General features: G+C 65.4%; 26 protein-coding genes and 1 pseudogene. 12 read left to right on the forward strand and 15 right to left on the reverse strand.

The genetic code is table 11. The features are described 5' to 3' along the window. Window positions 1–222: 222 nt before the first annotated feature. Entirely contained in the window at window positions 223–705 is a 483-nt protein-coding gene (gene tadA, locus Pla175_RS02905) for a tRNA adenosine(34) deaminase TadA (RefSeq protein WP_145281171.1), read from the reverse strand. Between the two features lie 280 nt (window positions 706–985). On the opposite strand from tadA, the gene Pla175_RS02910 reads away from it, so the two are divergent. From Pla175_RS02910 to Pla175_RS02930, 5 genes are all read left to right on the forward strand, one after another. Further along, window positions 986–1438 carry a VanZ family protein gene (locus Pla175_RS02910; RefSeq protein WP_145281173.1) on the forward strand — a complete coding sequence of 151 codons (453 nt, stop codon included), beginning with the start codon at window positions 986–988 and terminating at the stop codon, window positions 1436–1438. A gap of 279 nt (window positions 1439–1717) precedes the next feature. Beyond that, window positions 1718–2323 (forward strand): RNA polymerase sigma factor, encoded by a 606-nt coding sequence (locus Pla175_RS02915; protein ID WP_231954149.1) that lies wholly within the window; start codon window positions 1718–1720, stop codon window positions 2321–2323. Between the two features lie 13 nt (window positions 2324–2336). After that, window positions 2337–2600: a hypothetical protein gene (locus tag Pla175_RS02920; RefSeq protein ID WP_145281177.1), complete on the forward strand. Its 264-nt coding sequence runs from the start codon at window positions 2337–2339 to the stop codon at window positions 2598–2600. 212 nt (window positions 2601–2812) lie between these two features. Beyond that, entirely contained in the window at window positions 2813–3859 is a 1047-nt protein-coding gene (locus Pla175_RS02925) for a thioredoxin-disulfide reductase (protein WP_145281179.1), read from the forward strand. 45 nt (window positions 3860–3904) lie between these two features. After that, on the forward strand, window positions 3905–5122 hold the full coding sequence (locus tag Pla175_RS02930; RefSeq protein ID WP_145281181.1) for a glycosyltransferase: 1218 nt from the start codon (window positions 3905–3907) through the stop codon (window positions 5120–5122). Here the strand turns inward: Pla175_RS02930 and Pla175_RS02935 are convergent. From Pla175_RS02935 to Pla175_RS02955, 5 genes are all read right to left on the reverse strand, one after another. After that, entirely contained in the window at window positions 5119–6354 is a 1236-nt protein-coding gene (locus tag Pla175_RS02935) for a glycosyltransferase (protein ID WP_145281183.1), read from the reverse strand. The two genes, Pla175_RS02930 and Pla175_RS02935, sit on opposite strands and share 4 nt — an antisense overlap. 35 nt (window positions 6355–6389) lie before the next feature. Beyond that, a complete protein-coding gene (locus Pla175_RS02940) occupies window positions 6390–7166 on the reverse strand; it encodes a class I SAM-dependent methyltransferase (protein ID WP_145281185.1) in 777 nt (258 codons plus the stop codon). 5 nt (window positions 7167–7171) lie between these two features. Continuing rightward, window positions 7172–8695, reverse strand: coding sequence for an oligosaccharide flippase family protein (locus Pla175_RS02945; RefSeq protein ID WP_145281187.1), 1524 nt, complete (start codon window positions 8693–8695; stop codon window positions 7172–7174). A 29-nt stretch (window positions 8696–8724) separates the two neighbouring features. Continuing rightward, window positions 8725–9480: a TylF/MycF/NovP-related O-methyltransferase gene (locus Pla175_RS02950; RefSeq protein ID WP_145281189.1), complete on the reverse strand. Its 756-nt coding sequence runs from the start codon at window positions 9478–9480 to the stop codon at window positions 8725–8727. A 106-nt stretch (window positions 9481–9586) separates the two neighbouring features. After that, entirely contained in the window at window positions 9587–10648 is a 1062-nt protein-coding gene (locus Pla175_RS02955) for an NAD-dependent epimerase/dehydratase family protein (protein ID WP_145281191.1), read from the reverse strand. A gap of 304 nt (window positions 10649–10952) precedes the next feature. Here Pla175_RS02955 and Pla175_RS02960 point away from each other — a divergent pair, with 304 nt between their 5' ends. Further along, complete coding sequence (locus Pla175_RS02960) at window positions 10953–11924, forward strand: UDP-glucuronic acid decarboxylase family protein (RefSeq protein WP_145281193.1); 972 nt, start codon at window positions 10953–10955, stop codon at window positions 11922–11924. Between the two features lie 142 nt (window positions 11925–12066). Next, entirely contained in the window at window positions 12067–12381 is a 315-nt protein-coding gene (locus Pla175_RS02965) for a sulfatase-like hydrolase/transferase (protein ID WP_145281195.1), read from the forward strand. Here Pla175_RS02965 and Pla175_RS02970 read toward each other — a convergent pair. The 4 genes from Pla175_RS02970 to Pla175_RS02985 form a co-directional block, all read right to left on the reverse strand. Next, window positions 12357–13115: an SDR family oxidoreductase gene (locus Pla175_RS02970; RefSeq protein WP_145281197.1), complete on the reverse strand. Its 759-nt coding sequence runs from the start codon at window positions 13113–13115 to the stop codon at window positions 12357–12359. The two genes, Pla175_RS02965 and Pla175_RS02970, sit on opposite strands and share 25 nt — an antisense overlap. Before the next feature lie 76 nt (window positions 13116–13191). Next, complete coding sequence (locus Pla175_RS02975; RefSeq protein ID WP_145281199.1) at window positions 13192–13665, reverse strand: carboxymuconolactone decarboxylase family protein; 474 nt, start codon at window positions 13663–13665, stop codon at window positions 13192–13194. A 260-nt stretch (window positions 13666–13925) separates the two neighbouring features. Further along, entirely contained in the window at window positions 13926–14822 is an 897-nt protein-coding gene (sigJ, locus tag Pla175_RS02980; protein ID WP_145281201.1) for an RNA polymerase sigma factor SigJ, read from the reverse strand. 50 nt (window positions 14823–14872) lie between these two features. Next, entirely contained in the window at window positions 14873–15310 is a 438-nt protein-coding gene (locus tag Pla175_RS02985; RefSeq protein WP_197527231.1) for a cupin domain-containing protein, read from the reverse strand. A 177-nt stretch (window positions 15311–15487) separates the two neighbouring features. On the opposite strand from Pla175_RS02985, the pseudogene tnpA reads away from it, so the two are divergent. The 3 genes and pseudogenes from tnpA to Pla175_RS26735 all read left to right on the forward strand — a co-directional run bounded on the left by tnpA (window position 15488) and on the right by Pla175_RS26735 (window position 17700). Continuing rightward, window positions 15488–15968 (forward strand): annotated as a pseudogene (gene tnpA, locus Pla175_RS02990) (IS200/IS605 family transposase). 52 nt (window positions 15969–16020) lie between these two features. Continuing rightward, on the forward strand, window positions 16021–16965 hold the full coding sequence (locus tag Pla175_RS02995) for an ISAs1 family transposase (protein WP_145281203.1): 945 nt from the start codon (window positions 16021–16023) through the stop codon (window positions 16963–16965). 603 nt (window positions 16966–17568) lie between these two features. Continuing rightward, the gene (locus Pla175_RS26735; protein ID WP_261342803.1) at window positions 17569–17700 is read left to right on the forward strand and encodes a hypothetical protein; all 132 of its coding nucleotides are present in this window, start codon (window positions 17569–17571) and stop codon (window positions 17698–17700) included. 82 nt (window positions 17701–17782) lie between these two features. Here the strand turns inward: Pla175_RS26735 and Pla175_RS03005 are convergent, their stop codons facing one another. The 3 genes from Pla175_RS03005 to Pla175_RS03015 all read right to left on the reverse strand — a co-directional run bounded on the left by Pla175_RS03005 (window position 17783) and on the right by Pla175_RS03015 (window position 20478). Continuing rightward, entirely contained in the window at window positions 17783–18964 is a 1182-nt protein-coding gene (locus tag Pla175_RS03005; RefSeq protein ID WP_197527232.1) for an IS4 family transposase, read from the reverse strand. Between the two features lie 44 nt (window positions 18965–19008). Next, complete coding sequence (locus Pla175_RS03010; RefSeq protein ID WP_145281207.1) at window positions 19009–20139, reverse strand: ISAs1 family transposase; 1131 nt, start codon at window positions 20137–20139, stop codon at window positions 19009–19011. Window positions 20140–20223: 84 nt separating this feature from the next. Next, the gene (locus Pla175_RS03015) at window positions 20224–20478 is read right to left on the reverse strand and encodes a hypothetical protein (protein ID WP_145281209.1); all 255 of its coding nucleotides are present in this window, start codon (window positions 20476–20478) and stop codon (window positions 20224–20226) included. A gap of 430 nt (window positions 20479–20908) precedes the next feature. Here Pla175_RS03015 and Pla175_RS03020 point away from each other — a divergent pair, with 430 nt between their 5' ends. Further along, window positions 20909–22435: a sulfatase gene (locus Pla175_RS03020; protein ID WP_145281211.1), complete on the forward strand. Its 1527-nt coding sequence runs from the start codon at window positions 20909–20911 to the stop codon at window positions 22433–22435. Between the two features lie 166 nt (window positions 22436–22601). Next, on the forward strand, window positions 22602–24032 hold the full coding sequence (locus tag Pla175_RS03025) for a transposase (RefSeq protein WP_231954155.1): 1431 nt from the start codon (window positions 22602–22604) through the stop codon (window positions 24030–24032). Here Pla175_RS03025 and Pla175_RS03030 read toward each other — a convergent pair. Continuing rightward, window positions 24018–24800, reverse strand: a complete 783-nt coding sequence (locus Pla175_RS03030) for a leucine-rich repeat domain-containing protein (RefSeq protein ID WP_197527233.1) — start codon at window positions 24798–24800, stop codon at window positions 24018–24020. The genes Pla175_RS03025 and Pla175_RS03030 overlap by 15 nt on opposite strands. Window positions 24801–24982: 182 nt before the next feature. After that, window positions 24983–26113 carry an ISAs1 family transposase gene (locus Pla175_RS03035; RefSeq protein ID WP_145281215.1) on the reverse strand — a complete coding sequence of 377 codons (1131 nt, stop codon included), beginning with the start codon at window positions 26111–26113 and terminating at the stop codon, window positions 24983–24985. Window positions 26114–26116: the final 3 nt, after the last annotated feature.

The raw sequence follows: 26116 nt of genomic DNA on the forward strand, positions 1-26116 counted from the left end.
GACGCGCAAGCGAGAAAAGCCCACGGATACTAGAGCCGATCGACGCTATCGATTGAGCGGAGCGAGCCCCGGAGTTGCAACTGTTGCAGCCCCGGGGCTCCTCTCATTGGCGGCCCGCATGGAGGGCGCATGGAGCCGGAAGCGTCAGCGCCCGGAGGAGTGGTTGCTGTGACCTCCGGGCGCTGACGCTTCCGGCTCCAACCACGCGCGTCGCGCAGCGACCTACTTCTTCGAGGCGCGCCGCTTCGCGGCGAAGAAGTCGGTCAGCAGGTGGCCGCACACGTCCGCCATCACGCCGCCGGTGACTTCCGAGCGGTGGTTGAGCCGCGCGTCGCTAAGCAGCCGGTAGAGCGAATCGACGGCGCCCGCCTTCGGGTCGGGGGCGCCGTACACCACGCGCGGGATCCGCGCCTGCACGATCGCCCCGGCGCACATCGGGCAGGGCTCGAGCGTGACGTACAGCGTGCATCCCTCGAGCCGCCAGTCGCCCACGGTAGCGGCCGCCTGGGTGATGGCGATCAGCTCGGCGTGGGCCGTTGGGTCGCGGAGCTGTTCGCGCTGGTTGTGGGCCGCCGCGATGACGCGGCCGTCGCGGACGATCACCGCGCCGATGGGCGCCTCGTCCTCCTCAGCGGCCCGACGGGCCTCCTCGATCGCCTTGCGGAGAAAAAACTGGTCATTTTCTGGCGAACCGGCCGTATCCATGTTCCGTACCTTCAATCGCGAGCAACCGCAGGGGACGCCGCCGCCAGCCAACGGGCTGGGCCCCGTCAGAGCAGCTGAGTCAGAGTAACTAAAACGGGGCAGCAGAGTCGATGTGTTGTTCGTGGCACGCCGACGGGGCGTAGTCCGTCGGCTATTGGCTGCTGTCCGATGCTTGCAACGCTTCGCGCCCCGCTCATCAGCGGAGTGTATGTTAAGAGAGAGGTTGCGGGAAACAGCCCCGCGTCAGCCGCACCCCGCCGGTACAATCGATCGGATGAGAATGTTCCTACCCACCAACCCGCGGTTCTGGGCCCTGCTGGCCGTGGGCTACTGGCTGTCGCTGCTGGTGGCCACGCACCTCCCCGCAGACCTCGCCCCCGCGCACGCGGGCTCCTGGGACAAGGTGGCCCACACCGTCGGGTTCGGGCTGCTGGCGCTGTTCTGCGGCATCGCATGGCGGCTGGTTGCCGGCGCCCTCGGGCTGCGGGAATCCGCAGCAATCCTGCTTACGCTGTCGATCTACGCGGCCATCGACGAATGCACCCAACCCTGGTTCGGCCGCAACTGCGACCCCCTCGACTGGGCCGCCGACATGGCGGGGGCATCTGCGGGACTCGCCGCAGCGATGGTGCTAATCGCCGTCGTCCGCCGCCCCCGCCGCCGCGCCCGACCCACCCCAACGCCGCCGACCGTTCATAGCAGCGGGGAAGAGTTCGCCGTCGGGGCCAACTAGCCGGCGGTCAAAACCCCCGGGCCGGCATCTGCGCCCGGGATCCGGGATCCTCTCGGCGACCTGCATCCCATGCGCGCGTTGATCGCACTGGGACGCCCCCTCGATGCCGACCCCCGTGGGTAAGACGGCCCCCCTCGGCGGCGTCCCAACCGCATGAGAGCGGCCGAAGCCCCGAACCCAGCGGCCGGGCGCCCAGCGCCGGCCTCATGGACCCCCGACCGGCGCCTGGGGTACGATCGCACGCGTGACTGGAACGGATTTGCCCTAGCGAGCCCCGACGTGCCCGAAACCGACGCCGACGATTGGATCAGGCGGCTCCGCTCGTCGGGGCCCGAGCACGACGCCGCGCTGGCCGAGTTGCGGCGGGTGCTGGTGCGTGGGCTGTCGCGGTCGCTGGCCGACCGTGGCGGCGGCGAGGCGTTTGCCGAAGACATCGCCCAGGACGCGCTGTTGAAGATCACCCGCTCGCTCGACACGTTCGAGGGACGCAGCCGGTTCACGACCTGGGCGATCACCATCGCCACGCGGCTGGCGATCAGCGAGCTGCGGCGTCGGCGGTTTCAAGACGTGTCGCTGCACTCCGTCACCAAGCCGGGCGAACGCAGCCTGGAGATCGCTATCGACGGCCAACCGGGGCCAGAGCAGCAGAGCGAGCGCGAAGAGCTGCTCGTGCAACTGCGGCGGCTGATCGACGAGGGGCTGACCCCCCGTCAACGCGAGGCGACCCACGCCCTGCTCGACGGGATGCCGGTCGAGGAGTTCGCCTACCGCACCGGCAGCAACCGCAACGCGGTGTACAAACTTGTCCATGACGCCCGCGCAAAGCTGCGCGTGGGCCTTGAAGAAGCGGGCGTGACCGCGGACGACATCGCGGCAACGCTCTAAAGGGGACCGAGCCATGGCGCTCACCAACGAACAAATCAAAACCCTACTCAGCCTGGTCTGCACAACCTGCGACGACTCGCTGGACTGCGACGGCTGCTACGAACGCGTCGCCGAGTTTGCCGAGGCAGAGCTGACCGGCCGGCCGCTGTGCGAGGCGCTGTGCGCCGTCCGCACCCACCTGAAGAACTGCCCCTGTTGTGCAGACGAGTACCGGGCGCTGCTGGCGGCGCTCGAGGAGCTGAAGCAGGCGGGTCCGGAGGCTTCGCAGGAATGCTAGGGAGCGGCGCCGTCAAACGAGCTGCGCCGGGGGCGGGGACGCCCCGGCTCGCTTGAGCCAAGTGTGAGCCGGGGCGTCCCCGCCCCCGGCCTAGCGCGGGTAGCCGCCGTCCCGCTGCCAACTCACCGCCCCCCGCACGGTTCCGCCATTGTTAGCGTCTTCCTATACTATCGCGTCACTCCAACACCTAGCGTTCCCAAGGATACCCCCTCGTGCCTGAGCATCTGGTCATCATCGGCAGCGGCCCCGCCGGCTGGACCGCCGCCATCTACGCCGCCCGCGCCAACCTGAACCCGCTGGTGTTCGAGGGCGCAATCACGGAAGAAAACCGTCAGGACGGCACGCTCCCCTTGGGCCAGCTTGCGCTGACAACCGAGGTAGAGAACTTCCCCGGCTTCCCCGCCGGCGACATGAGCGGCTACCTCAAGGACGCACTGCACGACGACCACAGCTACCTGGCCGAAATGCATAAAAAGGAGGGCGTCTCCGGCCCCGAGCTGATGCACCTGATGCGTCAGCAGGCCATGAACTTCGGCGCCCGCGTGGTGACGGACGACATCGCCAAGGTCGACCTCTCCAAGCGACCCTTCAAGGTCACCCCCAGCGAGGGTGACGCGGTCGAGGCCCACTGCCTGATCATCGCCACGGGCGCCCGGGCGAACTACCTGGGGCTCACCTCGGAGCAGAAGTACAAGAACATGGGCGTCAGCGCCTGCGCCGTTTGCGACGGCGCCCTGCCCCGCTTCCGCAACAAGCCGCTGGTGGTGGTGGGCGGGGGCGACTCGGCCGTGGAAGAGGCCGACTACCTCAGCAAGTTCGCCAGCAAGGTCTACCTGATCCACCGCCGCGAGGAGCTGCGTGCGTCGAAGATCATGGCGGACCGCGCCCTGAACAACAAGAAGATCGACATCCAGTGGAACAGCGAGGTCGAGGAGGTGCTGGGGAGCGACGAGAAGGGGGTCACCGGCGCCCGACTCAAGAGCACCACCGACGGCAGCACCCGCGAGGTCGAGGCGGCCGGCATGTTCCTGGCCATCGGCCACACCCCCAACACCCGCTTCCTGGAGGGCCAGCTCGAGATGACCTCCAAGAAGTACCTCAAGTGGACGGTCCCCTTCCGCACCAACACCAGCGTCGAAGGGGTCTTCGCCGCGGGCGACGTGGCGGACGACTACTACCGCCAAGCGGTGACGGCCGCGGGGACGGGGTGCATGGCGGCGCTTGACGCGGAGCGGTGGTTGGCTTCGGAGGGGATTTAGGTGGCGCGGGCCGACGCGACCGTGTCGCGCAACGGCGCGTCCGAGATGAAGGTGCTCATCTTCGAACCCCACTTCAACGGGCACCGCAGCATCTATGTGCGGCACATCATCGATGCGTGCCGTGGCCTGGCGATCGAACTAACATTGGCCACCACGGTCGGCGTGCTCGATCAAGAAGAGTATCAAAAATCTCTGGCGCCGCTCGCGGATGAGTTCAAGCTGGACGCGTCGATCGCGCCCGCGACGGGTTCGCACACCAGCATTGCTCGGCACGGCGCCGCTCAACTACGCAAGGCCATCCGCCGCAGCGGTGCGCAGCACGCGTACCTGCCCTACGGCGACGGCGTTTCGCAGTTTGTTTGCCTGGGCGCGCTGCTCGGTCAGCGGCGATTGCCGTGCGAGATTGAAGTGATCCTGCACCACTCGCAGCACTCCTACCCGCAAAGTCGCGTGCGAAAACGGCTGCGTCTGCAGGTGGAACGCGCCGCCTGGCGGGCCAGCCCTTTCGAAAGGGTGCACCACGTCGACTTCCTGGAGTACCGCGGCTGGAGCGAACGCGGCATCGCTGCCGGCATGTGCGTGCTGCTGCCCGACCCTGTTGAATGTCCCCCGCCGATGGAGAAGCGGGTTGCACGCGAGAAACTCGGACTGACGACTGACGGGTTGTGGATGGGGGTCGTGGGCCTGATCGACGAGCGCAAGGGGTGCCACCGTGCGCTTGAGGCCCTCCGACTCGCGGACCTGCCGAGCGACGCGCGGTTGCTGCTGGCGGGCTCGCACAGCCCGCAGATCCGAGAGCTGCTTGCAACCCGCTACAAGCCGCTGGTTGACGCGGGGCGGGTCGTGTCGCGCGATGGGTTCCTTCCGCTGGCCGAGTTGCACGCGGCGCTCGCGGCACTCGATTTGTCGCTTGTAACGCACCAGAACCACATTGGCATCTCTAGCATCGCGCTGCGATCCGCCGCGGCGGGGAGGCCTGTGCTGGGCGCGAACACCGGCTGGATCGAAGCGATCGTCCCACGGTTCGACCTGGGTTGGACCTGCGACGTGACCGATCCGGCGAACCTTGCGCAGGCCATCGAAGCGGCGCTTCCAAAGGCCGCGACCTGGCGGCTGGGGCCAGCGGGAGCGAAATTACTGGCGTTCCACGACGTCGCCAACTTCCGCGCTTGTATTGCCCGCCGCCTCCGAAAGCGTCTGGACTTGCCCGACGATTCGCAGCGGATTGATTGGAGCGCCGTCGAATCCGCCGTCGACGCCTAAGACGACGGAAGCGAGCGTTTGTTGTGCTGCGCGATCGACGCTTCGAGCAGGCCCTCGACGCGGTCGATCATCTGCGACATCTGCAAGCCTTCTTCGACTTCGCGCCGGGCTTGGGTTCTGAGACGCTCGGCCAGCCCATCCTCAATGACCAAGCGGGTCAGGCAGCGCGCCGCCGCTTCGGCGTCTCCCGGCGGGTAGGTCAGACAGTTTTCTCCGTCGCGGCACAGTTCTGTCGTCCCGCCGGTTGTGGTCGCGACGACGGCCAAACCAGACGCCATGGCCTCCATCACGCCGATGCTGAACGGCTCGTGCCATTCGGACGGCAGGACGTAAACGTCGTGCGATTGGTAGACGCACAGTAGTTCCTCTCGCGCCACGTGCGCCAAGAACTCAACCCGCAGCGTGACGCCCCCCTCTTCGGCCAAACGCTGCAGCCGCGTACGGTACGCCTCGGAAGGGCAGCGGCCGACAACGGTCAGGCAGATCTCCTGTGAGCAGTCGCGCGCCGCGACGCCGAAGGCCTCGACCAACGTATGCACCCCCTTGGGTTCCTCAATACGGCCCGCAAAGAGGACCTTTCTCGCGGCGCGGGCCTCGGCGCGGAACGGGAGCTGATCGAGCTCGACCCCCCAGTGCACCACGTGCGGCGACTCGAGTTCTACGCCCGCCTCGGCGGCTTCGTCGCGGATGAAGCCGCTGACGAACTGTGCGTCCCGCGCCTTGAGCGTCGAGGACCGCGGGGCGATCCCCAGCCGGGATAGCAGCCGCCGGAACGCGGACCGGAACGCCCCCTGCCGCTTCTGCCTGGCGCCCGCCCAACCGGCGGTCGCGGTGCGCGTCATCCAGTGATCGCTGACGTAGTAGACCACGAGGTAGCCCTGGTCTTCGGCCAACCAGCCGATGGAAGTCGAAACGCCTACCGGGCTGAACACGTACACGAGCTCGGGCTTGACGTCGCTTAGAGTCCGTGCGAGCTGGCGAGCATTGCGCCATTGGCGGCGTGAGGTTTCCCAGTACCGGCCCAGCCGCGTTGTCGGTTTGGCCACGAAATTCCCCGACAGCCTGCGGAGGACGTGCCCCTGATCGACGGGCGCCGCCACGCCGTACGTGCTTGTCAGGACCGTGACTTCATGCCCGCGGGCGCGGAGCCCCTCGGCCACGTCTCGGCAGCCGAGCTCGTAGCCCCCCAGGTAGTGGGGCGGGTAGAGGTTGGAGATGACTAGGATTCGCATGGCAGGCCTGAGGCTTCACGCTTGGCGCCAGATCTTCACGCCTCGCGGCGGAGCACGGCAAGGTTCGATTGGTAGATGAGCCCGCCGCCGGAGGGCTCCGTAAACCGCGTCATCCATCCGCTACGCAGCGCTTCGTGCGACGCGTGCTTCAACAAGCGGGCGGCGCCGGTGACCATCCAAGAAAGCGGGCCCCGAGTCGCGGGTTTGAACGTGACCGACGCCAGCATTGTGCCGAGCGCTTCGCGACCGCCGCCGAGTTGTTCAATCCGCTCTACCGTCAGGCCGGCGTGCTGCGCGTGCCACGCGATTGCGTGTGGGGTGGCGCGCCAGAAGTCGTAAGGCTGCTCATGCAGGCGGTAAACGAACGGGCACGTCATCAGCACCCGTCCCCCCACGGCCAGCAGCGAATAAAGGTTTGCGAACGCAGCCTTCCAGTCCGCAACATGCTCAAAGACCTCCGTGCACAGCAGCAGGTCGAAGGGTCCGCGCGCAGAGAGCGACGCAGGGAGATCGCCGTCAATCGTGCCGAGCTCATCGACGTCACCTCGGATGTTTTGAAGCACGTCAAAACTGGCGTAGTGGAAACCGAGCCGCTGGGCGAGAGGCCGGAAGGGTTGCTCGCCGCAGCCTACGTCCAGGAGCCGCTGTTTCGGGCCGGCCGTGGAGAGGCTCTCGAGCGTCTGCTCGATCTCCCGTCGGAGGAGCGGCACAATGAAGCAGTCGGGACGGCGTACGCCCGCAGAGTAGTCGGACCTGCGGTAGACGTCGCGCGGGTCCTGGTTGGAATCGGAGGTTTGAGTTTCAGCTGCCATTTCCGCTAAGATGCCCGGTGGTTTGAGGAGTGCGTACCGCGACGGACGCGGTTGGCGAGACCGCGGAGCCGTAGTTGGTCCAACGTGTCCGCCAACAAGTGAGGAGCGATCCACGCCAGCGTAACGGTGTAGACCATGGCAAACAGTGATCCGCCGAGTGTCAAGTCGAGCAGGTCCGCCATCAATCCTTGCGCCGTCGCTCGCACAAGAATCGCTGCGGCAATCAGTGCCGCAACCCCGGCGATGAGCGGTGGAGTGACCTCGCGAATCACCCCCCCTGTGCCGTGGCCGCGGACTGCTAGTCGGAAAATTGCCACCGCGCTTGCGGCGTGCCAAACCGCCACGGCTGCCGCCACCCAATTAACATTGCCGGCCCCCCACGCCGCGGCGGAGACCAGGACGACGTACACGGCTGTCCATCGGAGCCAGAGCACCAAAAGTTCTCGGAACCGAGACTGCGCCATCAAGAGGCTGCTTGCCGGCCAAGCGGGGGCGTTAAGGATCACGGCCAGCGTCAATATCTGGAATGAAGCCAATGCGTCCTGTTTGTCGGGCGGGAAGCAGATGCGGAACAGCGACGCTCCTAACACGACCTGGGCAAGGCAGAACGGGACGATCACCACGGCCAGGATTCGGGCGGCTCGGCGGGTCGCGCCGACCTGCCGCGGCGGATCGCTGCTGAGCTTGGTGAGCGCGGGAAAAACCGCGTGAATAACGGATGAGCTCATCAACTGAGTGGCCTGCGCAGACATGCTGTATGCGAAATAGTAGAGACCAATCGCTGACAGACTAAAGCCGGCGAGCCCGAGAACGACATAGGCGCCTTGGGCGACTAGGGTTTGAAGGATGCGCGTGGCGCCGAGTTGGGAACTAGCACGCACTAGGTAGCGCCAGCGCCTGAATTGGAAGGTTGGGTGAATGGTGGGTCTGGCGAAACGCCAAGCCAACGCAGCCGTAACACCGGAGGCGATTGGAACAGGCGCCACAAAGCTATAGGCGCCCCAGCCGGCCGCGGCGGTGGCGATCGTCAACGACACGGTCACCAATCGCATCACAAACGCAAGCAACGCCAGTTCGCGAAAACGGAGCTGGGAGCGGAGCAGTGCGTTAGGAACGACGAGCAGCGCGTTGGTCGGCGCTGAGAGTGCCATCACGCAAACGAGCCCCATCACGCCTGGCTCACCGTACGCCCATGCAGCAGCGGGAGCGGCCGCAAGCATCCCAACCGCGCCCACAACCCCCAAGCAGAGCCCCATCCAATAGGCCGGGGTCACCCAGTGGCGGATCCCGTGCGTGCGACTCACTAGCACAGACTCGATTCCAGGGTCGCACAAGAGCTGCAGAAACGCAGAAACGGTCAAAGCCAAGCCCACCGAGCCCCAGTCACTCGAGTCGAGCAGCCAGGCCAACGCGGCGGCCTGAAGGGCGCCCAATAGACGCGTCAATCCAGACTGGAAAGATAACCAGAAAACGCCGCCCGTCATCCGTTCGCGGAGTGACGGCTCTCCGGGGAGCAGGCTGCTGGCCATAGTGGATCTCGGACGCCAACCGCGGAAGGCTAGACCTTCAGGCAGAGTCGCGCCGTGTAGTCGATGCGGCACAATAGGGGCGGACGGTCAAGCTGCGCGAAGTATTCATCCACCGCTTTGCGCGCACCTTGCCAGTGCCCGTAGTCGTCAATAATTAGCACCCCCCCCTCGGCGAGACGAGGATAGAGGTGCTCCAGCTCGTGCTTGGTGGACTCGTACCAGTCTGTATCTAGCCGCAGCAGGGCAATCTTTTCCGGCGCTTGCCGGGGGATGGTGTCCTCTACCAACCCTTGAACGTAGTTGATCCGTTCGGCGGGGTAGCCGGTCGAAGACATGTTCTTCTTGACTACGTCCAGCGGTCCAACCGCCCAAACGTCGCTCGTCGCCCGATCCTCGCTCGCCAATGCGTCCTTGGCGGACCTTGTATTGAACTCTCGATCCACGTCCGACGGCGGCGGCATCCCCTCAAACGTGTCGAAGAGGTGCAACGTGCGAATGTCGTTTAGCTCCTGGAGAAGCCGAGCAGCCACCATCATGCTGCCCCCCTTAAAAACGCCGCACTCCGCGATATCTCCCTCAATCCCTCGCGCAGACACGTACCGGATCGCGTCGCGCAGCGCCGACACGCGTTCGATGCTCGTCATCGTGCAAGGCCGCACCGCCTCGAATGCAGAGACCGTCGCCGCGTCCATATCAGGCGGGAAACCAGCGTCCTTCAGAGGGACGATCCGGCAACCCAGCCCGTTCAACAACCGGTTCACCGATCGGGCTAATCGCTTTTGCATGTCCGTAGCTGTTGGTTTGTATGTACGATTCCGGAACTGGATTGGTCGCGGGTGAGGCTGTTCGAAGATCGAGGCGCGCGGCGATGCTACGCGCCAACCGCGCGCTCTAACGCATACCCCCCCACCAAACCACAAACCGCCTCACCCCCTCCCCCAAACCCACCTCCGGCCGATACCCAAAATCCGCCGACAGCGCGTCGATGTCGGCGTACGTCTCCGGCACGTCGCCCGGCTGCATCGGCAGCGGGTTGCGGATCGCCTTGATGCCGAGCTCGGCTTCCAGCGTGGTGATCACGGTTTCGAGCTCTTCCGGGTGGTTGTGGCCGATGTTGTACAGGCGGTAGGGGGCGGCCGTTGGCAGCGGGGATTGGCCGTCGCTGGGGCGGCGCTCGCCCGGGCGGGGCGGGGAGGCGAGCACGCGGAGCACCCCTTCCACAATATCATCGATGTACGTGAAGTCGCGGCGCATCACGCCGTGGTTGTAGACGTCGATGGGACTTCCCGCACGCATCAACTCGCTGAACTTGTAGATCGCCATGTCGGGCCGACCCCACGGGCCGTAGACCGTGAAGAACCGCAGGCCGGTGGTCGGCAGGGCGTACAGGTGGCTGTAGGTGTGGGCCATCAGCTCGTTCGCCTTTTTGGTGGCGGCGTACAGGCTGTAGGGGTGGTCCACCGGGTCGCCCACGGCGAACGGCGTCTTCTTGGCGCCGCCGTACACGCTGCTGCTGCTGGCGTAGACCAGGTGCCCGAACGCGTCGCCGTGCGCCTCGCGTTGCCGCCGGCAGCCCTCCAGGATGTGGCCGAAGGCGACCAGGTTGCTCTGGACGTACGCCGAGGGGTTCTCCAGCGAGTACCGCACCCCCGCCTGGGCGGCGAGGTGGACGACGCTCCCGAACGGTTCGGCGAAGAGCCGGCTGGTTTGATCGGCGTCGGCCAGCTCAAGTTTGCGGAACTCGAAGCCGGGCGACCCTTCGAGCTGGGCCAAACGGGCCTGCTTGAGCCGGACGTCGTAGTAGTCGTTGAGGTTGTCGACCCCCAGCACCGTGTGACCGGCGGCCAGCAGCCGCTGGCAGACGTGCATGCCGATGAACCCCGCGGCGCCGGTAACCAGCACGCGGCGGGCGTCGGTTGCCCGTGGGGTGGGCTGTGCGGTGGGCGAGGGCATGGGAGTGGTCGGTGGTCGGCCGGCGATAGGGTAGACCGTCCATCATGGGCGGACCTGCCAGATCGGGCAACGGCCCTGCCGGGCAGGAAAGCCCTGCGGGGAGGGGTATCGCGGGGGTCTGGGGCGATTGTGCCGGCGACACGGGCTGGCGAGCCGTCGGCGTCAGCCACCGGAGCCTTTCCCCCGCAAAACCTCCGGCGGCCGACGCCGACGGCTCGCCTACCCGGGGCGCCCCGGGGCGGGACTGATTACACTGAGGGGCTCACTCCGATTGATTCCCGCCCGAACCCGATCCCACCGCAGCATGCCCCTCAAACGTATCCTCGTGACCGGCGGCGCCGGATTTCTTGGCTCTCACCTGTGCGAGCGGCTCATCGAGCAGCAGCACGACGTGATCTGCCTCGACAACTTCTTCACCAGCCAGAAGTCGAACGTCGTCCACCTGCTCGACCACGCCAACTTCGAGCTGGTGCGGCACGACGTCACCCACCCCATCTGGCTGGAGGTCGACGAGGTGTTCAACCTCGCCTGCCCCGCGGCGCCGGGGCACTACCAGTTCAACCCCATCAAGACGATGAAGACCAGCGTGATGGGGGCCATCAACGTGCTGGGGATGGCCAAACGCTGCCACGCCAAGGTGCTGCAGGCCAGCACCAGCGAGGTGTACGGCGACCCCGAGATCCACCCGCAGCCCGAGAGCTACCGCGGCAGCGTGAACCCCATCGGCCCGCGCGCCTGCTACGACGAGGGGAAGCGGGCAGCCGAGACGCTGTTCATGGACTACCACCGCAGCAACCGGGTCAACGTACGCATCGTGCGGATCTTCAACACCTACGGGCCGCGGATGCACCCGTTCGACGGCCGCGTGGTGAGCAACTTCATCCGTCAGGCGCTACACGGCGAGGACATCACCATCTTCGGCGACGGCAGCCAGACGCGCAGCTTCTGCTACCGCGACGACCTGGTGGAAGGGATGATCCGCATGATGAACGGCCCCGACGACTTCATCGGCCCGGTGAACATCGGCAACCCGGGCGAGTTCACCATCCTCGAGCTGGCCAAGCAGGTGATCGAGATGACCGGCTCCAAGAGCAAGCTGGTCCACCGCCCGCTGCCGGCCGACGACCCTACGCAGCGCCAGCCGGACATCACGCTGGCGCGCGAGAAGCTGGGCTGGGAGCCGAAGATCAAGCTCCGCGATGGCCTCGAGAAGACCATCGCGTGGTTCAAGACGGTGAAGCTGGAAGACTTCCGCGCGCCGACGCCGAACTACTAGCACGGCGTGCGCAAATCGGGCATCCACGCGTGCGAAGATCTTCGTGCGACATTGACGAAATTGCAGCCCACCGCGGCCCGATCCGCTTGCTACACTGCCAGAGTTGGCCCCCCTTCTCTGCTCCCTGCTGCCGGCAAGCACTATGCCCTCGTCTGCTCTCGCGATTGGTCGGATCGGCGTGTTGTTGGTCGCGCCCTTGGTTCTCTTCGGGGGCGCCTCGCTCGCGGCGGCGCGGGCGCCGAACGTGGTGTTGATTCTGGCGGACGACCTTGACTGGGCCGACACCACGCTGTACGGCCACACCCGGCTGTACCGCACGCCGAACATCCAGCGGCTAGCGGCGCGGGGCGTCACCTTCACCCGGGCCTACTCCGCCAGCCCGCTCTGTTCGCCGACGCGGTCGGCGGCTACGCAAAACGCTTCCGTGAACGATCAGGCGGTTGCGACCGCCGCATGATTGAGCCACTGCGTAAGGCTGGTCTGTCCCAATCGCGGCGCGCCAATGGGCCGTAGTTCGCCGTTGTTCGGTCGGGCGCCGTAGTACCGGGCCTCGGGGTCGGCGACCACCTTCCGCGTGTCGCCGCGCGAGGCCAAGAACCGCCGCGCGGCCTCGTCCATCGGGATGTCCTCCGGGCCGGCGATCTCGATGGCGCCGTTGGAGGGGGCTTCATCGACCACGTCCGCAAGCGCCGCGGCGACGTCGTCCGCCGCGATGGGCTGCATCTCAGCCGTGGGGAGGCGGATCTCTTCGCCCGAGGCGGCTGATTCGGCGATGGCGCCCAGGAACTCGAAGAACTGCGTGGCGCGGACGATCGTGTAGGGGACCCCGGAGGCCCGGATCAACGCTTCTTGGGCCGCCTTTGCACGCATGTAGCCGCTGTCGGGCAGCCGGTCGGCGCCCACCACCGAGAGCGCCACATGATGCTTCACACCCGCCGCCGATTCTGCGGCGAGCAGGTTCCGCCCGGAGGTCTCGAAGAACGCCAGCACGTCTTTGTCCGCGAACGACGGCGAGTTCGCCACGTCGACGATTACCTGCGCTCCCACAAGGGCGTCGGCTAACCCTTCGCCCGTGATGGTGTTCACCCCCGTCGAGGGGGCCGCGGCCAGCACGTCGTGCCCAAGGTCACGGAGCCTGCGGGCGAGCTTCGTTCCGATCAGTCCCGTGCCGCCGATGATTACGATGTTCATTTTGGTTTCTCCCGTGTTTCGTGGTTGGGTGGGCAAAAAACAATGAGGGGCGTGCATCCTGCCCCGGTGAACCCGATTACTTGTTCGATGCGCCGGGCGGCTGATAGTTTCCCGGGACCGTCCGCAGAGCGATGTTCACACGGTTCCAGGCGTTGATGGCGCTGACGGTCCAGGCTAGGTCGCTGAGCTCTTGGTCGTTAAAACTTTTGCGGGCTGCTTCATGCACCTCGTCTGGGATCGAGCGGTCGGCCACCCGGGTGAGCTCCTCCGCCAGCATGAAGGCCACACGTTCTCGCTCGCTGTAGTAGGGGCTCTCACGCCAGGCCGAGAGGCCGTAGAGCCGCTGCTCTGATTCGCCAGCCGCGCGGGCGTCCTTCCAGTGCATGTCGATGCAGAAGGCGCAGCCGTTGATCTGCGACACGCGGAGATGGATCAACTCTCGCAGCGGCTTCTCGATGCTGCCCTGCGCCAGCGCCTTCTCCACGCCCAGCATCGCACGGTAGGCAGTGGTGCTTTGTTTATCGACAGTCGACCTGGCAGTCGTGCTCATCGCGTTCTCGCTATTGCGTTTGATGGTTGCTTGATGGCGGGATCGGGCGCCCGCCCTTTTCTTTACTGGCTCTGTTGCCCGCCGTTTGGAATGTTCCAAAGCAACGGGCCCTGCTACTTCAAGGACGGAGGGGACCGCGTTTTTGTGACAGCCACTCAGAAGAAATGTACGGGGGGCGAATCGAGGCGGCTTGCAGCGCCCCCCAGCGCAGCAGGCCGCGGCCACGGGTTGGACGGGAGGCGACTCGCTCAGCAGAGCGGCTAGTCCACTTTGGCGACCGACCAGCGGGCAAGCTTCTCTGGGTTCACGCTCATGTAGACGCCGCTGACGCCGTGCTCGATACGCAAGGACACCACGTGTTTCACCACGCCGTCCTGCGTGAAGAAAACACCGGGGTCGCCGTTCACGGTGGCGGCGTGCATCTCGCAGCCCCTGCGCTTCTTGTGGAACACCACGCTCAGGTACTTTGCAACGCGGGCGCGTCCGCGGACCACGACCCGCGCGGCGAACACCTTGCCGCCGCCATCGGAATGGGCCTCGACGTCGTCCGTCAGCAGCTGTTCAACCGTCTTCACGTCCCCCGCCCGACAAGCGGCGACAAATTGCTCGGCCAGCTCGACCGCCTTCTCGGGGGGCGGTCGGAACCGGGGGACCGCTTCCGCCAAATGGGCCTTGGCGCGGCTAACGATCTTGCGGACGTACGCCTCAGAAACCCCCAGACACTCGGCCACCTCAGAGAACTCGTAATCGAAAACGGTCCGCAATACGAACGCCGCCCGCTCTCTAGGAGAAAGACGCTCGAGCATCAGCAGAAAGCCCTGGCTAAGCGACTCTTCCATGCTTGCGTCGTGCATGCCGGTGGAGGTGTCTACGGGTTCGGGAACCCAGGGGCCGATGTACGACTCACGCCGGCGGGCCGCGCGGAGGTGATCGATGCAGCGCCGGGTGGTTGTCCTGATCAGGAAGCCCTCCGGCGAGCGCACGTCGCGGGCGTTCTGCAAGCGGAGGAACGCGTCTTGGACCGCGTCTTCGGCGTCCACTACGCTGCCGAGCATGCGGTAGGCGACCGACATCATCCGCGGCCGCAGCTCGTGGGCGCCATCGAGCGTGGCGCTGCTTTGCGTGGCGCTGCCGCCGTCAGCAATGGAACCAACCATCGAGTCCTCCTCGCCGCCCGTTGGGGAACCGGCAAAACTGCTTGCCGTCTTTACTGGTGATGTTCGACCGGGACCGCGATCTGGTCGGTGTCGCGGGAGTGCAGCACGACCGCAATCAGGCGGGTCGGTCCCTTGTCCGATGGGTTCCTAGACACCCGGTGCAGGCATCCGGTCGGCTCGTAGAACGTTTCCCCTGCCTTGAAACGCTTGGTTGGCTCATCGTTGATGCCGAGCTCGTATTCCCCTTCGAGCACGTAGACGAACCCCGGCCCCGGATGCCGGTGGGCAAGGCCGCTCTGGCCCGGCCCGATGGTGACTTCCACGATGGTCGCCTTCGCCTCGACGCCGTCGAGCATTTCTTGGATGTCCTGCGAGGAGAGGACGCGCACGTGCTCGCCATCCTCCGGGTGGCGCCCACCGACCGCCCCACCTAGCCCAAGACCGATAACAATTACGCCGACAGAAACCACGAACGTGCGAAGCATCATTCTCTCCCGGAAGACCCTTGAAAACAACTACCCGGCCGAACGCGGTGCTCGGCTCACAAACAAGGACGGACGGCCGGGTCGATTTGTGACAGCAGGGGTCAGCATCGGTCATTGTCCCTGCGATGGGTCTGAAACCCTCGCCTTCAGGCGAAGCCTTTTGGTTCATATATTGGGTGGATGGAGAACTACCGCACGGGTGCGCATAGCCGCTATGACATCAAGTATCACTTCGTGTGGGTGACGAAGTACCGGAAGCAGGTCCTTTCGGGTGCAGTAGGCACACGGGTTCGGGACTTGGTGCGTGAGGTCTGCCGGACCAATGACATCGAGATTCTGCAGGGGTCGGTGTCGCTCGATCACGTGCACGTATTGCTGTCGTGCCCGCCGACACTCTCGCCGAGCTAGATTATGCAGTACATCAAGGGGAAGACGTCGCGGAAGCTGATGATGGAGTTCAAGCACATTGAGAGGCGGTTCTGGGGTCGGCATCTGTGGGCGCGGGGGCTACTTCGTGGCGACCAGCGGTAACGTGACCGACGAGGCTATCGCGGCGTACATCCGCGGGCAGGACGGCGCCGAACCAAGCGATGGTGACGACAGGGCAATCGCATCTAATCCGAACGAGGAGCATTGTTGCGTCGTAATGCTTGGAGTCTAGTGGGTCGGCGGAGCCGACCCGGCGGTAGCATTCCTAGCACGGAGGTCGGAGCATGGCGTCTGCAAACGTTCCTGTAATTCTTACACACTTCGAGGAGCTGTCCGATCCGCGTATGGATCGGACGAAGCAGCACCGTCTGGGCGACATGGTGGCCATCGCCATCTGCGGCGCGATCTGCGGCGCCGACACGTGGGCCGATGTGGAGCGGTTTGGCCGTGAGAAGTTCGAGTGGTTCCGCACGTTCTTGCGTCTTGAGAACGGCGTCCCCTCGCACGACACGTTCGGGCGGGTGTTCGCCTTGCTCGACACCAGCGAGTTCTACAACTGCTTGGCGAACTGGGTCGCTAGCCTGCAGCTCGACCTGAAGGGGAAGACCGTGGCGATCGATGGCAAGACCCTCCGCAGGTCGCACGACAAGTCGGTCGGCCGCTCGGCGCTGCACGTGGTCAACGCGTGGGCGACCGACCTGGGGGTGTCGATCGGCCAGGTGGCGACCGAAGAGAAGTCGAACGAGATCACCGCGGTTCCCCGGCTTCTTGAGATGCTGGCGATCGAGGGGGCGGTGGTCACCCTCGACGCCATGCACTGTCAGAAGGAGACCGCCCGAGCGATCCGCAACCGCGGCGCCGACTACGTGCTGCAGGTCAAAGCCAATCAGCCTTCGATGCACGACGCGCTGCAAGAGTTGTTCATCGAGTTCGGCGACGCCGACTACCGCGGCGTGCGTCGGCACACGACTGTCGAGAAGAGCCACGGGCGGGAAGAACGGCGGGAGTACTACGTCGCGGCGGCGCCCGAGTCGCTTGCCCGCGACTGGCGCGATGTCCGCTCGGTCGGCATGGTGTACCGCTGCCGCGAGGCCAGCGGCAAAGAGAGCCGCGAGGTGTCGTTTTTCCTCAGTCCGCCGCGGCGGACCCGCCGAAAGTGCGGTCGTTGGCCGGGCATGTGCGGGGGCACTGGCGGGTGGAAAACGCACTGCACTGGTCGCTCGATGTAACTTTTTCAGAGGACCAGAGCCGCATCCGCAAGGGCAGCGGCCAAGAAATATGCTCTGGATTTCGCCGCCTGGCGCTCTCGATTCTCAAGCAGGACACTACCCTCCGTGAGAGTCTACGCGGCAAACGTCTCCGCGCAGGGTGGAATAACGCCACGCTTCAGAGGATTCTCACGGGGAATGCCGCGTGATTAGATGCGATTGCCCTGATGGTGACGACCGATTCCAAGTTACTCCACCATCGTGAGTTGAGGACTTCAGTCCGAATCTCACGGAACGTCCAAACCCACCGGCTTCAGCCGGTGGTAGTTTAGTTTTTCGTAGACTGCCGTCGATTTGTGGTGGAGGGAAGACAAACCGGGGGCACCCAACCTCCGAGCATTTCACCACCCCCGTTTGACGACCAACTGTTCGCGTGTGCACGGCACAGCGTGCCGTCCGTTTCCCGCTCACGCGAGGCGCGGCGCCCACGGACCGCCTGGCACGCGCTGACCGGGTCGATCCTGCCGTGTTGGCGGCGCACCACTGCATCAACCGCTGCGTGCGGCGATGTTTCCAGTGTGGGCTCGACCTCTACACTGGCCAGAACTTTGACCACCGCAAGGCGTGGCTCGAACCACGGCTACCGAGCTCGCGGGGCTGCTGGGTGTCGACGTAATCGGCTTTGCGATCATGTCGAACCACTTCCACCTGGTTCTGCGGAGCCGGCCCGGCTGGTCGAGGTGCGGCGCCGGCTGAGCGACATCAGCTAGCTGATACGGATGCTCTCCGGTAGGCAATCGGTATCAGGAACGAATGGCACTGTCGTTCGCAGGCTGTTTCACGTACAGCGTTTAGCGAGTTGAGCGCGGAGCACGCTGCGGGGTTTTTGCATGAGTGGGTAGGGCTTGGGTCGTCGTTTGCGTACGCGGGGTTCGAGGCGCCCGGGTCGGTTGGCGACCTCGCAGGCGGCGATGTGCTCCAGTGCGGTGGCCGCGATCTGTTTCAGCCTGTCGCTGTGGGGGTGATCGGCGCGGATGACCATCCAGGTCGCCAGCACGTACTGGCAGGTGCTGGTGAAGCTGATCTGACGCGCCAGCTTCTGATGCGCCAGCGCCGCGGCGGCGGCCGTGGTGCGGATCAGGTTGTAGGCCAGCAGCGTCGCCCACAACTCGCGACGGACCATCTCCGGCGACAGCGTCCGCACGTGGTTCAGGTTCAGCGAGGTCTTGATATGGTTGATATCGGTCTCGCTGTTCCAGCGGAAGCCGTACAGGTCGGCGATCGACTGCTTGTCGTGCACGGCTGGGTCGAGCAGCGTGGTGATGATGGTGACCGACTTGGTGCGCCGCCCCTTCTCGACAATCCAGTAGCGGATTTCGCGGAGGACCAGCAGCGGGGGGATCAGCTCGTATGCGGCCTGGTCCATCCAGGCCGGGCGTGCGGGCCGGGTCCACGCGATCAGGTGGTCGTACTTGCCCAGCCGCAGGCCACGGCGGAAGTCGCTGTGCCGCTTGTGGTGCTTGCGGGCGCAGACCTCGGCCCCCCGCCCGCGCAGCAGCGCGATCATCATGAAGGAGCAGTAGTAGCGGTCCATCACCGCCACATCCCCCGCACCGAAGCGGCCCAACAGCATCCGCAGCAGCGCCGACTCGCCGGTCTGCTTGCCGCGGTAGCGGGCGATCGCGGCGTCGAGCACGCACGCGGTGGCGAGCGACACCACCACCACGGCCCGCGCGATCGGCAGGCCGCACCCCGGGCGTTGCGTCTTGGGTTGGGGGTACTCGGCCTGGTTGGCGGGGGTGTCGGGCATGGTGAAGGTGAACCCGTCCACAAGCTTCGCGTGCAGCCCCTTCCACAGCCACGCGGGCTTGGCTGCCTGCTCGACATCTCCTGCAACCAACGTGGTCAGCTCGTGCAGGGCGCCCTCGCACAGCTTCGCGCGGGCGCGGCAGTAGTCGCCGGTGTCTTGGGTCGGAGGCTCGATCCCGCTGGCCTGGCAGTAGGCGACCACCCGCGCCACCGCGCCCTGGCACGAGGCCTCCTTCAGGGCGATTGCACGTTAACTCATGCCCCGCAGAGCACTTCGAGTCGGTACTGATCGCTCCATGCCGCGGTGAGGCGTTTGTTCTTTACGCCGAGCTTTCGGGAGGTGTTGTTCTTGAGCAGGCTCAGCGCCGTTCTGCGCAGCAGGCTGAGGTTGGCGTCGGCGTGTCCCTTGCGGACGCGGCATTGGTCTTCGCCGAACGTCACGTCGAGCTGCCAGTGGAGTGAGTTCTCGATCCCCCAGTGGCCGCGCACCGCCTCGGCGAACCTCTTGCCGCTCACGTAGCGGCTGGTGATGTAGTAGCGTGTGTCGAATGTCTGTGCGCCGTCGCCATGGGTGGTGATGCGGACCGCCATGCCGATCGCCTTGAGCCCACGCCACTTCTCACGCTCGGGAAACCCCTCCGGCAGCTTCGTCAGGTAGTAGTAACGGTCTTCCTCGCGGCCGTGCCCCTTCTCGTGCGACTCGTGCCGTCGGCACGCCACGTTCCGGCAGTCGTCTTCCAGTTGCGCGGTGAAGAACGCATCGATCGCTTCGCACAAGTTCGGTTGGTTCCCCTTGGTCGCCAGCACGTAGTCGCCGCCCCCTTCGACGATCCGCTCGGCGATCTCCCGTTGACACCCCATCGCGTCGATGGTCACCAAACACCCCTTGATTTCCAGCATCTCAAGCAGCCTTGGGATGGCTGTGATCTCGTTGCTCTTGGCGTCGGTGACGACCTGCCCCAGGGCGATATGATTGGCGGTCGCCCAGGCGCTCACCATGTGGATCGCCGCCTTGCTGCTCGCTGCGTCGAAGCTGCGCCGCAGCGTCTTACCATCGATCGCGATCACCTGGCCGTCGGTGACCTCATGCAGCGCGGTGACCCAGCTCAAGAAGCACTTCTCGAACTCGGCCGGGTTGAGGGCCGCGAAGACCGCGTTGAAGCGGTCGTGCGAAGGCACGCCCGCCGACAGGTCCAAGAACTTCGCCAGCCACCCTCTCTTCTCCCTCGACCACGCGGCGATCGACACGAAGTCGTCCGCCCCGCTTAGGACCGCGCACAACGCCATCACCACAACGTTCACCAACGGGTAGATCGGCTCACGCCGACGCGGATCGGTTAGCCCCTCGAAATGCCTCGCGATCCCTGCCTCGGAAACCTCGCCCACAACAATCCCTCCGGCAAGAACGCAAACATGACGCAAGCGGCGCTCCCAACGAAATCATGTTCGACTCGCCGTAAGTCTCGCAGACTACCCAGCGTGGCGCAATCGCCCTGAGGCCTCCTTGCCGTCGCGCAACACCTGCCCCAAGAACGACCAGACCATCACCGCCGTGCTGTAGACCGACCTCAACCCGAACAGGTTCTGGTGACGCGCGAAGACCGCCTCGATCCGATCGGCCGAGATGACCTCGGCGAACGGCAGCCCCTCGGCGCTCAGAAATGCCTCGGCGATCTGGCCAAACCCGTCTGGCCGCCGAGGCCGGGGATCGATTATCCCAGACATGAGAAAACCCTCCTTGGCAAGTTCACTGCTCGTGACACCAAGGAGGGCTCTCAAAAAACTACCAAGGCGGGCCAAACTCCTACAAGATCAACCTGCCGGGGACAGCTTATAACAAAAAGCCAAACCGCGGCCAGCTCAGACTGCGCGCCGCGAGGAAATCGACAGTGCCATTCGTATCAGGAACCTTTTCCTCCGACGAGAGAGGGATCCGGACACCGCTTGCCGGCGGGCAAACACCCGAGCCGTGCACGCCAGCAAGCGGAGCAGCGCCACGCCGCACTCCCCCAGCACGGCGTGCGCGAATCGGGCATCCACGCGTGCGAAGATCTTCGTGCGACATTGACGAAATTGCAGCCCATCGCGGCCCGATCCGCTTGCTACACTGCCAGAGTTGGCCCCCCTTCTCTGCTCCCTGCTGCCGGCAAGCACTATGCTCTCGTCTGCTCTCGCGATTGGTCGGATCGGCGTGTTATGGGTCGCGCCCCTGGTTCTCTTCGGGGGCGCCTCGCTCGCGGCGGCGCGGGCGCCCAACGTGGTGCTGATTCTGGCGGACGACCTTGGCTGGGCCGACACCACGCTGTACGGCCACACCCGGCTGTACCGCACGCCGAACATCCAGCGGCTAGCGGCGCGGGGCGTCACGTTCACCCGGGCCTACTCCGCCAGCCCGCTTTGTTCGCCGACGCGGTCGGCGGTGCTGACGGGGCTCAGCCCCGCGCGGACCGGCATCACCGCGCCCAACTGCCACCTGCCCCAGGTGGTGCTGCAAGCGAGCCCCACACGCACCGCCGCGCCCAACCAGAAGGCCACCATCCCGTCGGCCGTGACGCGGCTCAAGACCCAGTACCGCACGCTGGCCGACGCGTTGGGGGAGGCCGGCTACGCGACGGGCCACTTCGGCAAGTGGCACCTGGGGCCGAAGCCCTACTCGCCGCTGGAGCAGGGTTTTGCGGTAGACATCCCCCACTGGCCCGGCCCGGGGCCGGCCGGCAGCTACGTGGCGCCCTGGAAGTTCAAGGACTTCGACGCCGACCCCGGCGTCCCCGATCAGCACATCGAAGACCGCATGGCCCAAGAAGCGGTCGACTGGATAGAGCAGCACGCCCAGGAGCCCTTCTTCCTCAACTACTGGATGTTCAGCGTGCACGCGCCGTTCGACGCGAAGAGTGCATTGATCGACGCGTACCGTGATCGCATCGACCCCAACGACCCGCAGCACTGCCCCACCTACGCGGCGATGGTCCAGAGCATGGACGACGCGGTCGGGACGCTGTTGGACGCGCTCGACCGGCTCGGCATCGCCGACAACACGGTCGTGGTGTTCGCCTCGGACAACGGCGGCAACATGTACAACGTGGTCGAAGGCGCCCCGCCCACCAGCAACGCCCCGCTCCGCGGCGGCAAGGCCACGATGTACGAGGGGGGGACGCGCGTGCCGTGCGTCGTCGATTGGCCCGGCGTCACCCCGGCCGGCGCCCGCACCGACGCCCTGTGCCAGAGCGAAGACTTCTATCCAACGCTGCTGGCGGGGCTGGGGCTCGACCCGGCGCCCGGCCAGAAGTTCGACGGCGTGAGCCTGATGCCGGTGCTGCGCGACCCCACCCAGCCGGACGAGGCGACCGGCCGCAACGCGGTGTTTCAGTACTTCCCGCACAACCCGCCGGTGCCCGACTGGCTCCCGCCGTCGGTGTCGGTCCACCGCGGCGACTGGAAACTAATCCGCATCTTCCACGGCGGCGAAGAGGGCGGGCACCGCTACCTGCTGTTCAACCTCAAGGAAGACCTCGGCGAGCGCGACAACCTCGCCGCCGAAAAGCCTGAGCTGGTCGCGGAGCTCGACGGGCTGATCAAAACGTTCCTCACCGACACGGCCGCCGCGACGCCGACGCCCAACCCCAAATTCGACCCCAAGAAGTACCGCCCGGAGCTCGAGGGGCGCGGGAAGACCCGCTCGTGAGCGGGAGCGGCGCGGCTCCGGCAACCACCGTTGGCAGGACTACTTTCAACCCCGCCAGACAAGCGATCGGCGAAGAGGCATCCTACTGCCCTAGCAGCCCGTTGAAAAATGCCACTCCCCCGACCAACCCCTTGGCGCTAAACTGCGTCGCCGACGAAAGCGTGACTTGAGCAGGAGCGAAGCGATGGGGATGGGAAGGCGAGAGCGGGATCGGCAGGACGTGTTGTTCGTGACGGCAGAGCAGCTGCCCAAGAGTCAGGGGCACGCGTTCTACAAGCGGCTCAATAGGCTGCTTTCCGAGGCGGGCTTCGACCGCGAGGTCGAGAAGCTGTGCGAGCCGTACTACCAGCCGACCGGCACGCGTGGGCGGCCGTCGGTCCCGCCGGGAGTCTACTTCCGGATGTTGATGGTGGGTTACTTCGAGGGGATCGGTTCACAGCGGGGCATCGCGTGGCGGTGCGCCGACAGCCTCAGCCTGCGGGAGTTCCTGGGCGTTCCGCTGACCGAGGCGACCCCCGATCACTCGACGCTCAGCCGGGTCCGCGACCGCCTGCCGCTAGAAGTCCACCAGGAAGTGTTCCGGCTGGTGCTGCAACTGGCGGCGCAGCAGGGGCTGCTAAAAGGCAAGACGGTAGCGGTCGATTCGACTACCCTTGAAGCCGATGCGGCGATGAAGAGCATCGTGCGGCGCGACACAGGAGAAGACTGGAAGGCGTACGTCATTGGCTTGATGAAGAAGGAAGGAGTGATCGAAAAAGAAGACGAGCCGAGCGACGACGAGGTCCGCCGTTTCGATAAGAAGCGGAAGAACAAAAAGGTCTCGAACGCCGAGTGGGTCAGCACGACCGACCCGAGCGCACGGATCACCAAGCTCAAGGACGGCCGCACGCATTTGGCGTACAAGGCGGAGCACGTGGTCGATATCGATACGGAGCTGATCTTGGCGGCAGAGGTCTATCACGGCGACCACAGCGACACGAAGACCCTCTGCGACAGTGTGATGGAGGCGCAGACGCACCTGTCAGAGGCTGGGCTGGAAGCGCAGATCGAAGAAGCGGTTGCCGACAAGGGCTACCACGCTGCCGAGCAGCTGGAACTGGTCACGTCGGTCGGGGTGCGGACGTATGTGCCGGAGCCCAAGCGCCGCGGCGAGTCGCGTCTGAGCGCCAAGCCAGTCGAGCAGCAGCGCGCGGTGAAGGGTAACCGCCGGCGGACCAAGACCGCCAAGAACAAACGGCTCCAGCGGCTGAGGAGTGAACGGGTCGAGCGCAGCTTCGCCCACGTGTGCGACACCGGCGGGTCACGCCGCACATGGCTGCGGGGGATCGACAAGGTGAGGAAGCGGTTACTGACGTCGGCGCTGGTGCGGAACCTGGGCCTGGTAATGCGGAAGCTGTTCGGGATCGGCACGCCGAGGGGCCTGCAGGGCGAAGGTGGCTCCGCCGGGCTTATGCAGCTCGCCTGGCTTCTCATCGCGGCGATGAAGAACTTGTGGGACACACATGCTCGCCTGGGAGCCCGGCCTACAGAGTCACGCCTCCAACTGCTCACAGTTGGCGGGCCGCAGGAGTATGCGCTTAGATCAACGGGCTGCTAGCTCGACCACCACGGGAAAGCCGTCGTCATCGCGGCGTCCACGCACATCAGCGGCTCGGTGCTTCGCAGTGTGTAGACGAACGAACTCTGCCGCGTCTTCTGCCGACACTTTCGCGCCGCTCAGCGAGATTCTGTCTAAGCTTGCGCACCCCAACAGCTCACGGAGCCCCTTTCCGCTGAACTGTGTGTCAGACATATCGAGGTTCTGAAGATTGGGCAATTGCTTGAGAACCTGAGCGCACTCATCGGTCACTGCCGTCGACGCAAGGCCAAGGATCTGGATCGATGACAATTCTCTCAATGCTGATACGCCCGCATCGGTAACGTCCGTCTGACTTAGGCCGAGGTCCGTCAGTTTGTGCGCATCGCAAAGCTGCGTCAAAGCTGCATCAGTTACGTTGGAATCACTCAGATCAAGGCTTGCGAGCCCGTCCTGTGGCTTGAAACCGCCGAGCTCGCTATCCTCAAAACTCGCTTGGTAGAGATCAAGTGACGCAAGCTGGCTGTGCCCCCGCAGCGACGCCAACGCCCCCGCTTCTACCCGCGAGCCCCTGGCCGAAAGCACCTGCAAAGTTGTGATCCGCGCTACCGCCCCCGCTAGCTGCGCGTCGACTCGCGCGGGACCAACAGACGCTGATCGCACCGTGCCACAAGCAGCGAAGCGGTTCACCCACGACTCCGGGGTTTGTACCTGACCAAGATCGATTCCGCCGATTTCGCCGCCAGCTCCCTGGCCGGCGTGTCCACCGGCCTGAAGAAGGGACTTCACCAGTCGTTCGTTGTCCGGCCCTCCCCACCGGGGCAAGCGGTCGATGGCGCGCAAGCCACCCCCCTCACCCACGATGACCGTCACCGCCGGCTGATACCACGGAAGTTCTCTGCTTTCAACTAGCGCTTGTTGTCTCTTCAGATGCGCTAGGCAGAAAGCGTGCAGGGCGATCGCACCATAACTCACCTCCCGCACAGGACTTCAAGCCGATACTGGTCGCTCCATGCGGCCGCGAGGCGTTTGTTCTTGACGCCCAGCTTGCGTGAGGTGTTGTTCTTGAGCAGGCTCAGCGCTGTCCTGCGCAGCAGGCTGAAGTTGGCGTCGGCGTGGCCTTTGCGGATGCGGCATTGGTCTTCGCCGAAGGTGACGTCTAGTTGCCAGTGCAACGCGTTCTCGATCGCCCAGTGGCCACGGACCGCGTCGGCGAACTTTTGGCCGCTGAGGTAGCGGCTGGCGATGTAGTAGCGGGTGTCGTGCGTCTGTGTTCCGTCGGCGTGGGTCGTGATGCGGCACGCCAGGCCGATCGCCTTGAGCCCGCGCCACTTGCTCCCCTCGTCGAACCCGTCCGGAAGCTTCGCTAAGTAGTAGTAGCGATCGTCCTGCCGGCCGTGCCCCTTCTCGTGCGACTCGGAGCGGCGGCAATCGATGCCGCTGCAATCGTCTTCGAGGTGGGCGGCGAAGAAGCCCTTGATCGCTGTGTGCAGATTGGGCTGGTTCCCCTTGACCGCCAGCACGTAGTCCCCCCCTCCCACGACGATCTGCTCGGCGATCTCCCGCTGGCAGCCCATCGCATCGATCGTCACCAAACACCCCTGGATTTCTAGGATATCCAGCAGCTTGGGAATGGCCGTGATCTCGTTGCTCTTCGCGTCGGTGACCACCTGCCCCAGCGCGATGTGATTGGCCGACGCCCACGCGCTGACCATGTGGATCGGCGCCTTGCTGCTCGCCGCGTCGAAGCTCCTCCGTAAGGTCTTGCCGTCGATCGCGATCACCTGCCCTTCGGTCACCTCGTGCAACGCCGTGATGAAGCTCAGCAGGCACTTCTCGAACTCCGCCGGCTTGATCGCCGCGAAGACCGCGTTGAAGCGGTCGTGCGAGGGGACCCCACTGCTCATGTCCAAGAATCTCGCCAGCCAATCCTTCTTCTCCCGCGACCAGTCGGCGATCGCCACGAAGTCGTCCGCCCCGCTCAGCACCGCGCACAACGCCATCGCCACGATGTTCACCAGCGGGTAGGTCACCTCACGCCGACGCGGGTCGGTGAGGCCCTCGAAATGCTCCGCAATCCGCACGCTCGCCTTGGCGCCCATGCC

The organism is Pirellulimonas nuda (assembly GCF_007750855.1).
In the GTDB taxonomy this organism is placed as follows: Bacteria; Planctomycetota; Planctomycetia; order Pirellulales; family Lacipirellulaceae; genus Pirellulimonas; species Pirellulimonas nuda.

Bases quoted from the DNA above. Each gene is read 5' to 3' on its own strand.
- tadA (WP_145281171.1), bottom strand. From the start codon at position 705: ATGGATACGGCCGGTTCGCCAGAAAATGACCAGTTTTTTCTCCGCAAG.
- Pla175_RS02910 (WP_145281173.1), top strand. From the start codon at position 986: ATGTTCCTACCCACCAACCCGCGGTTCTGGGCCCTGCTGGCCGTGGGC.
- Pla175_RS02920 (WP_145281177.1), top strand. From the start codon at position 2,337: ATGGCGCTCACCAACGAACAAATCAAAACCCTACTCAGCCTGGTCTGC.
- Pla175_RS02930 (WP_145281181.1), top strand. From the start codon at position 3,905: ATGAAGGTGCTCATCTTCGAACCCCACTTCAACGGGCACCGCAGCATC.
- Pla175_RS02935 (WP_145281183.1), bottom strand. From the start codon at position 6,354: ATGCGAATCCTAGTCATCTCCAACCTCTACCCGCCCCACTACCTGGGG.
- Pla175_RS02940 (WP_145281185.1), bottom strand. From the start codon at position 7,166: ATGGCAGCTGAAACTCAAACCTCCGATTCCAACCAGGACCCGCGCGAC.
- Pla175_RS02945 (WP_145281187.1), bottom strand. From the start codon at position 8,695: ATGGCCAGCAGCCTGCTCCCCGGAGAGCCGTCACTCCGCGAACGGATG.
- Pla175_RS02950 (WP_145281189.1), bottom strand. From the start codon at position 9,480: ATGCAAAAGCGATTAGCCCGATCGGTGAACCGGTTGTTGAACGGGCTG.
- Pla175_RS02955 (WP_145281191.1), bottom strand. From the start codon at position 10,648: ATGCCCTCGCCCACCGCACAGCCCACCCCACGGGCAACCGACGCCCGC.
- Pla175_RS02960 (WP_145281193.1), top strand. From the start codon at position 10,953: ATGCCCCTCAAACGTATCCTCGTGACCGGCGGCGCCGGATTTCTTGGC.
- Pla175_RS02965 (WP_145281195.1), top strand. From the start codon at position 12,067: ATGCCCTCGTCTGCTCTCGCGATTGGTCGGATCGGCGTGTTGTTGGTC.
- Pla175_RS02970 (WP_145281197.1), bottom strand. From the start codon at position 13,115: ATGAACATCGTAATCATCGGCGGCACGGGACTGATCGGAACGAAGCTC.
- Pla175_RS02975 (WP_145281199.1), bottom strand. From the start codon at position 13,665: ATGAGCACGACTGCCAGGTCGACTGTCGATAAACAAAGCACCACTGCC.
- sigJ (WP_145281201.1), bottom strand. From the start codon at position 14,822: ATGGTTGGTTCCATTGCTGACGGCGGCAGCGCCACGCAAAGCAGCGCC.
- Pla175_RS02985 (WP_197527231.1), bottom strand. From the start codon at position 15,310: ATGATGCTTCGCACGTTCGTGGTTTCTGTCGGCGTAATTGTTATCGGT.
- Pla175_RS02995 (WP_145281203.1), top strand. From the start codon at position 16,021: ATGGCGTCTGCAAACGTTCCTGTAATTCTTACACACTTCGAGGAGCTG.
- Pla175_RS03015 (WP_145281209.1), bottom strand. From the start codon at position 20,478: ATGTCTGGGATAATCGATCCCCGGCCTCGGCGGCCAGACGGGTTTGGC.
- Pla175_RS03020 (WP_145281211.1), top strand. From the start codon at position 20,909: ATGCTCTCGTCTGCTCTCGCGATTGGTCGGATCGGCGTGTTATGGGTC.
- Pla175_RS03035 (WP_145281215.1), bottom strand. From the start codon at position 26,113: ATGGGCGCCAAGGCGAGCGTGCGGATTGCGGAGCATTTCGAGGGCCTC.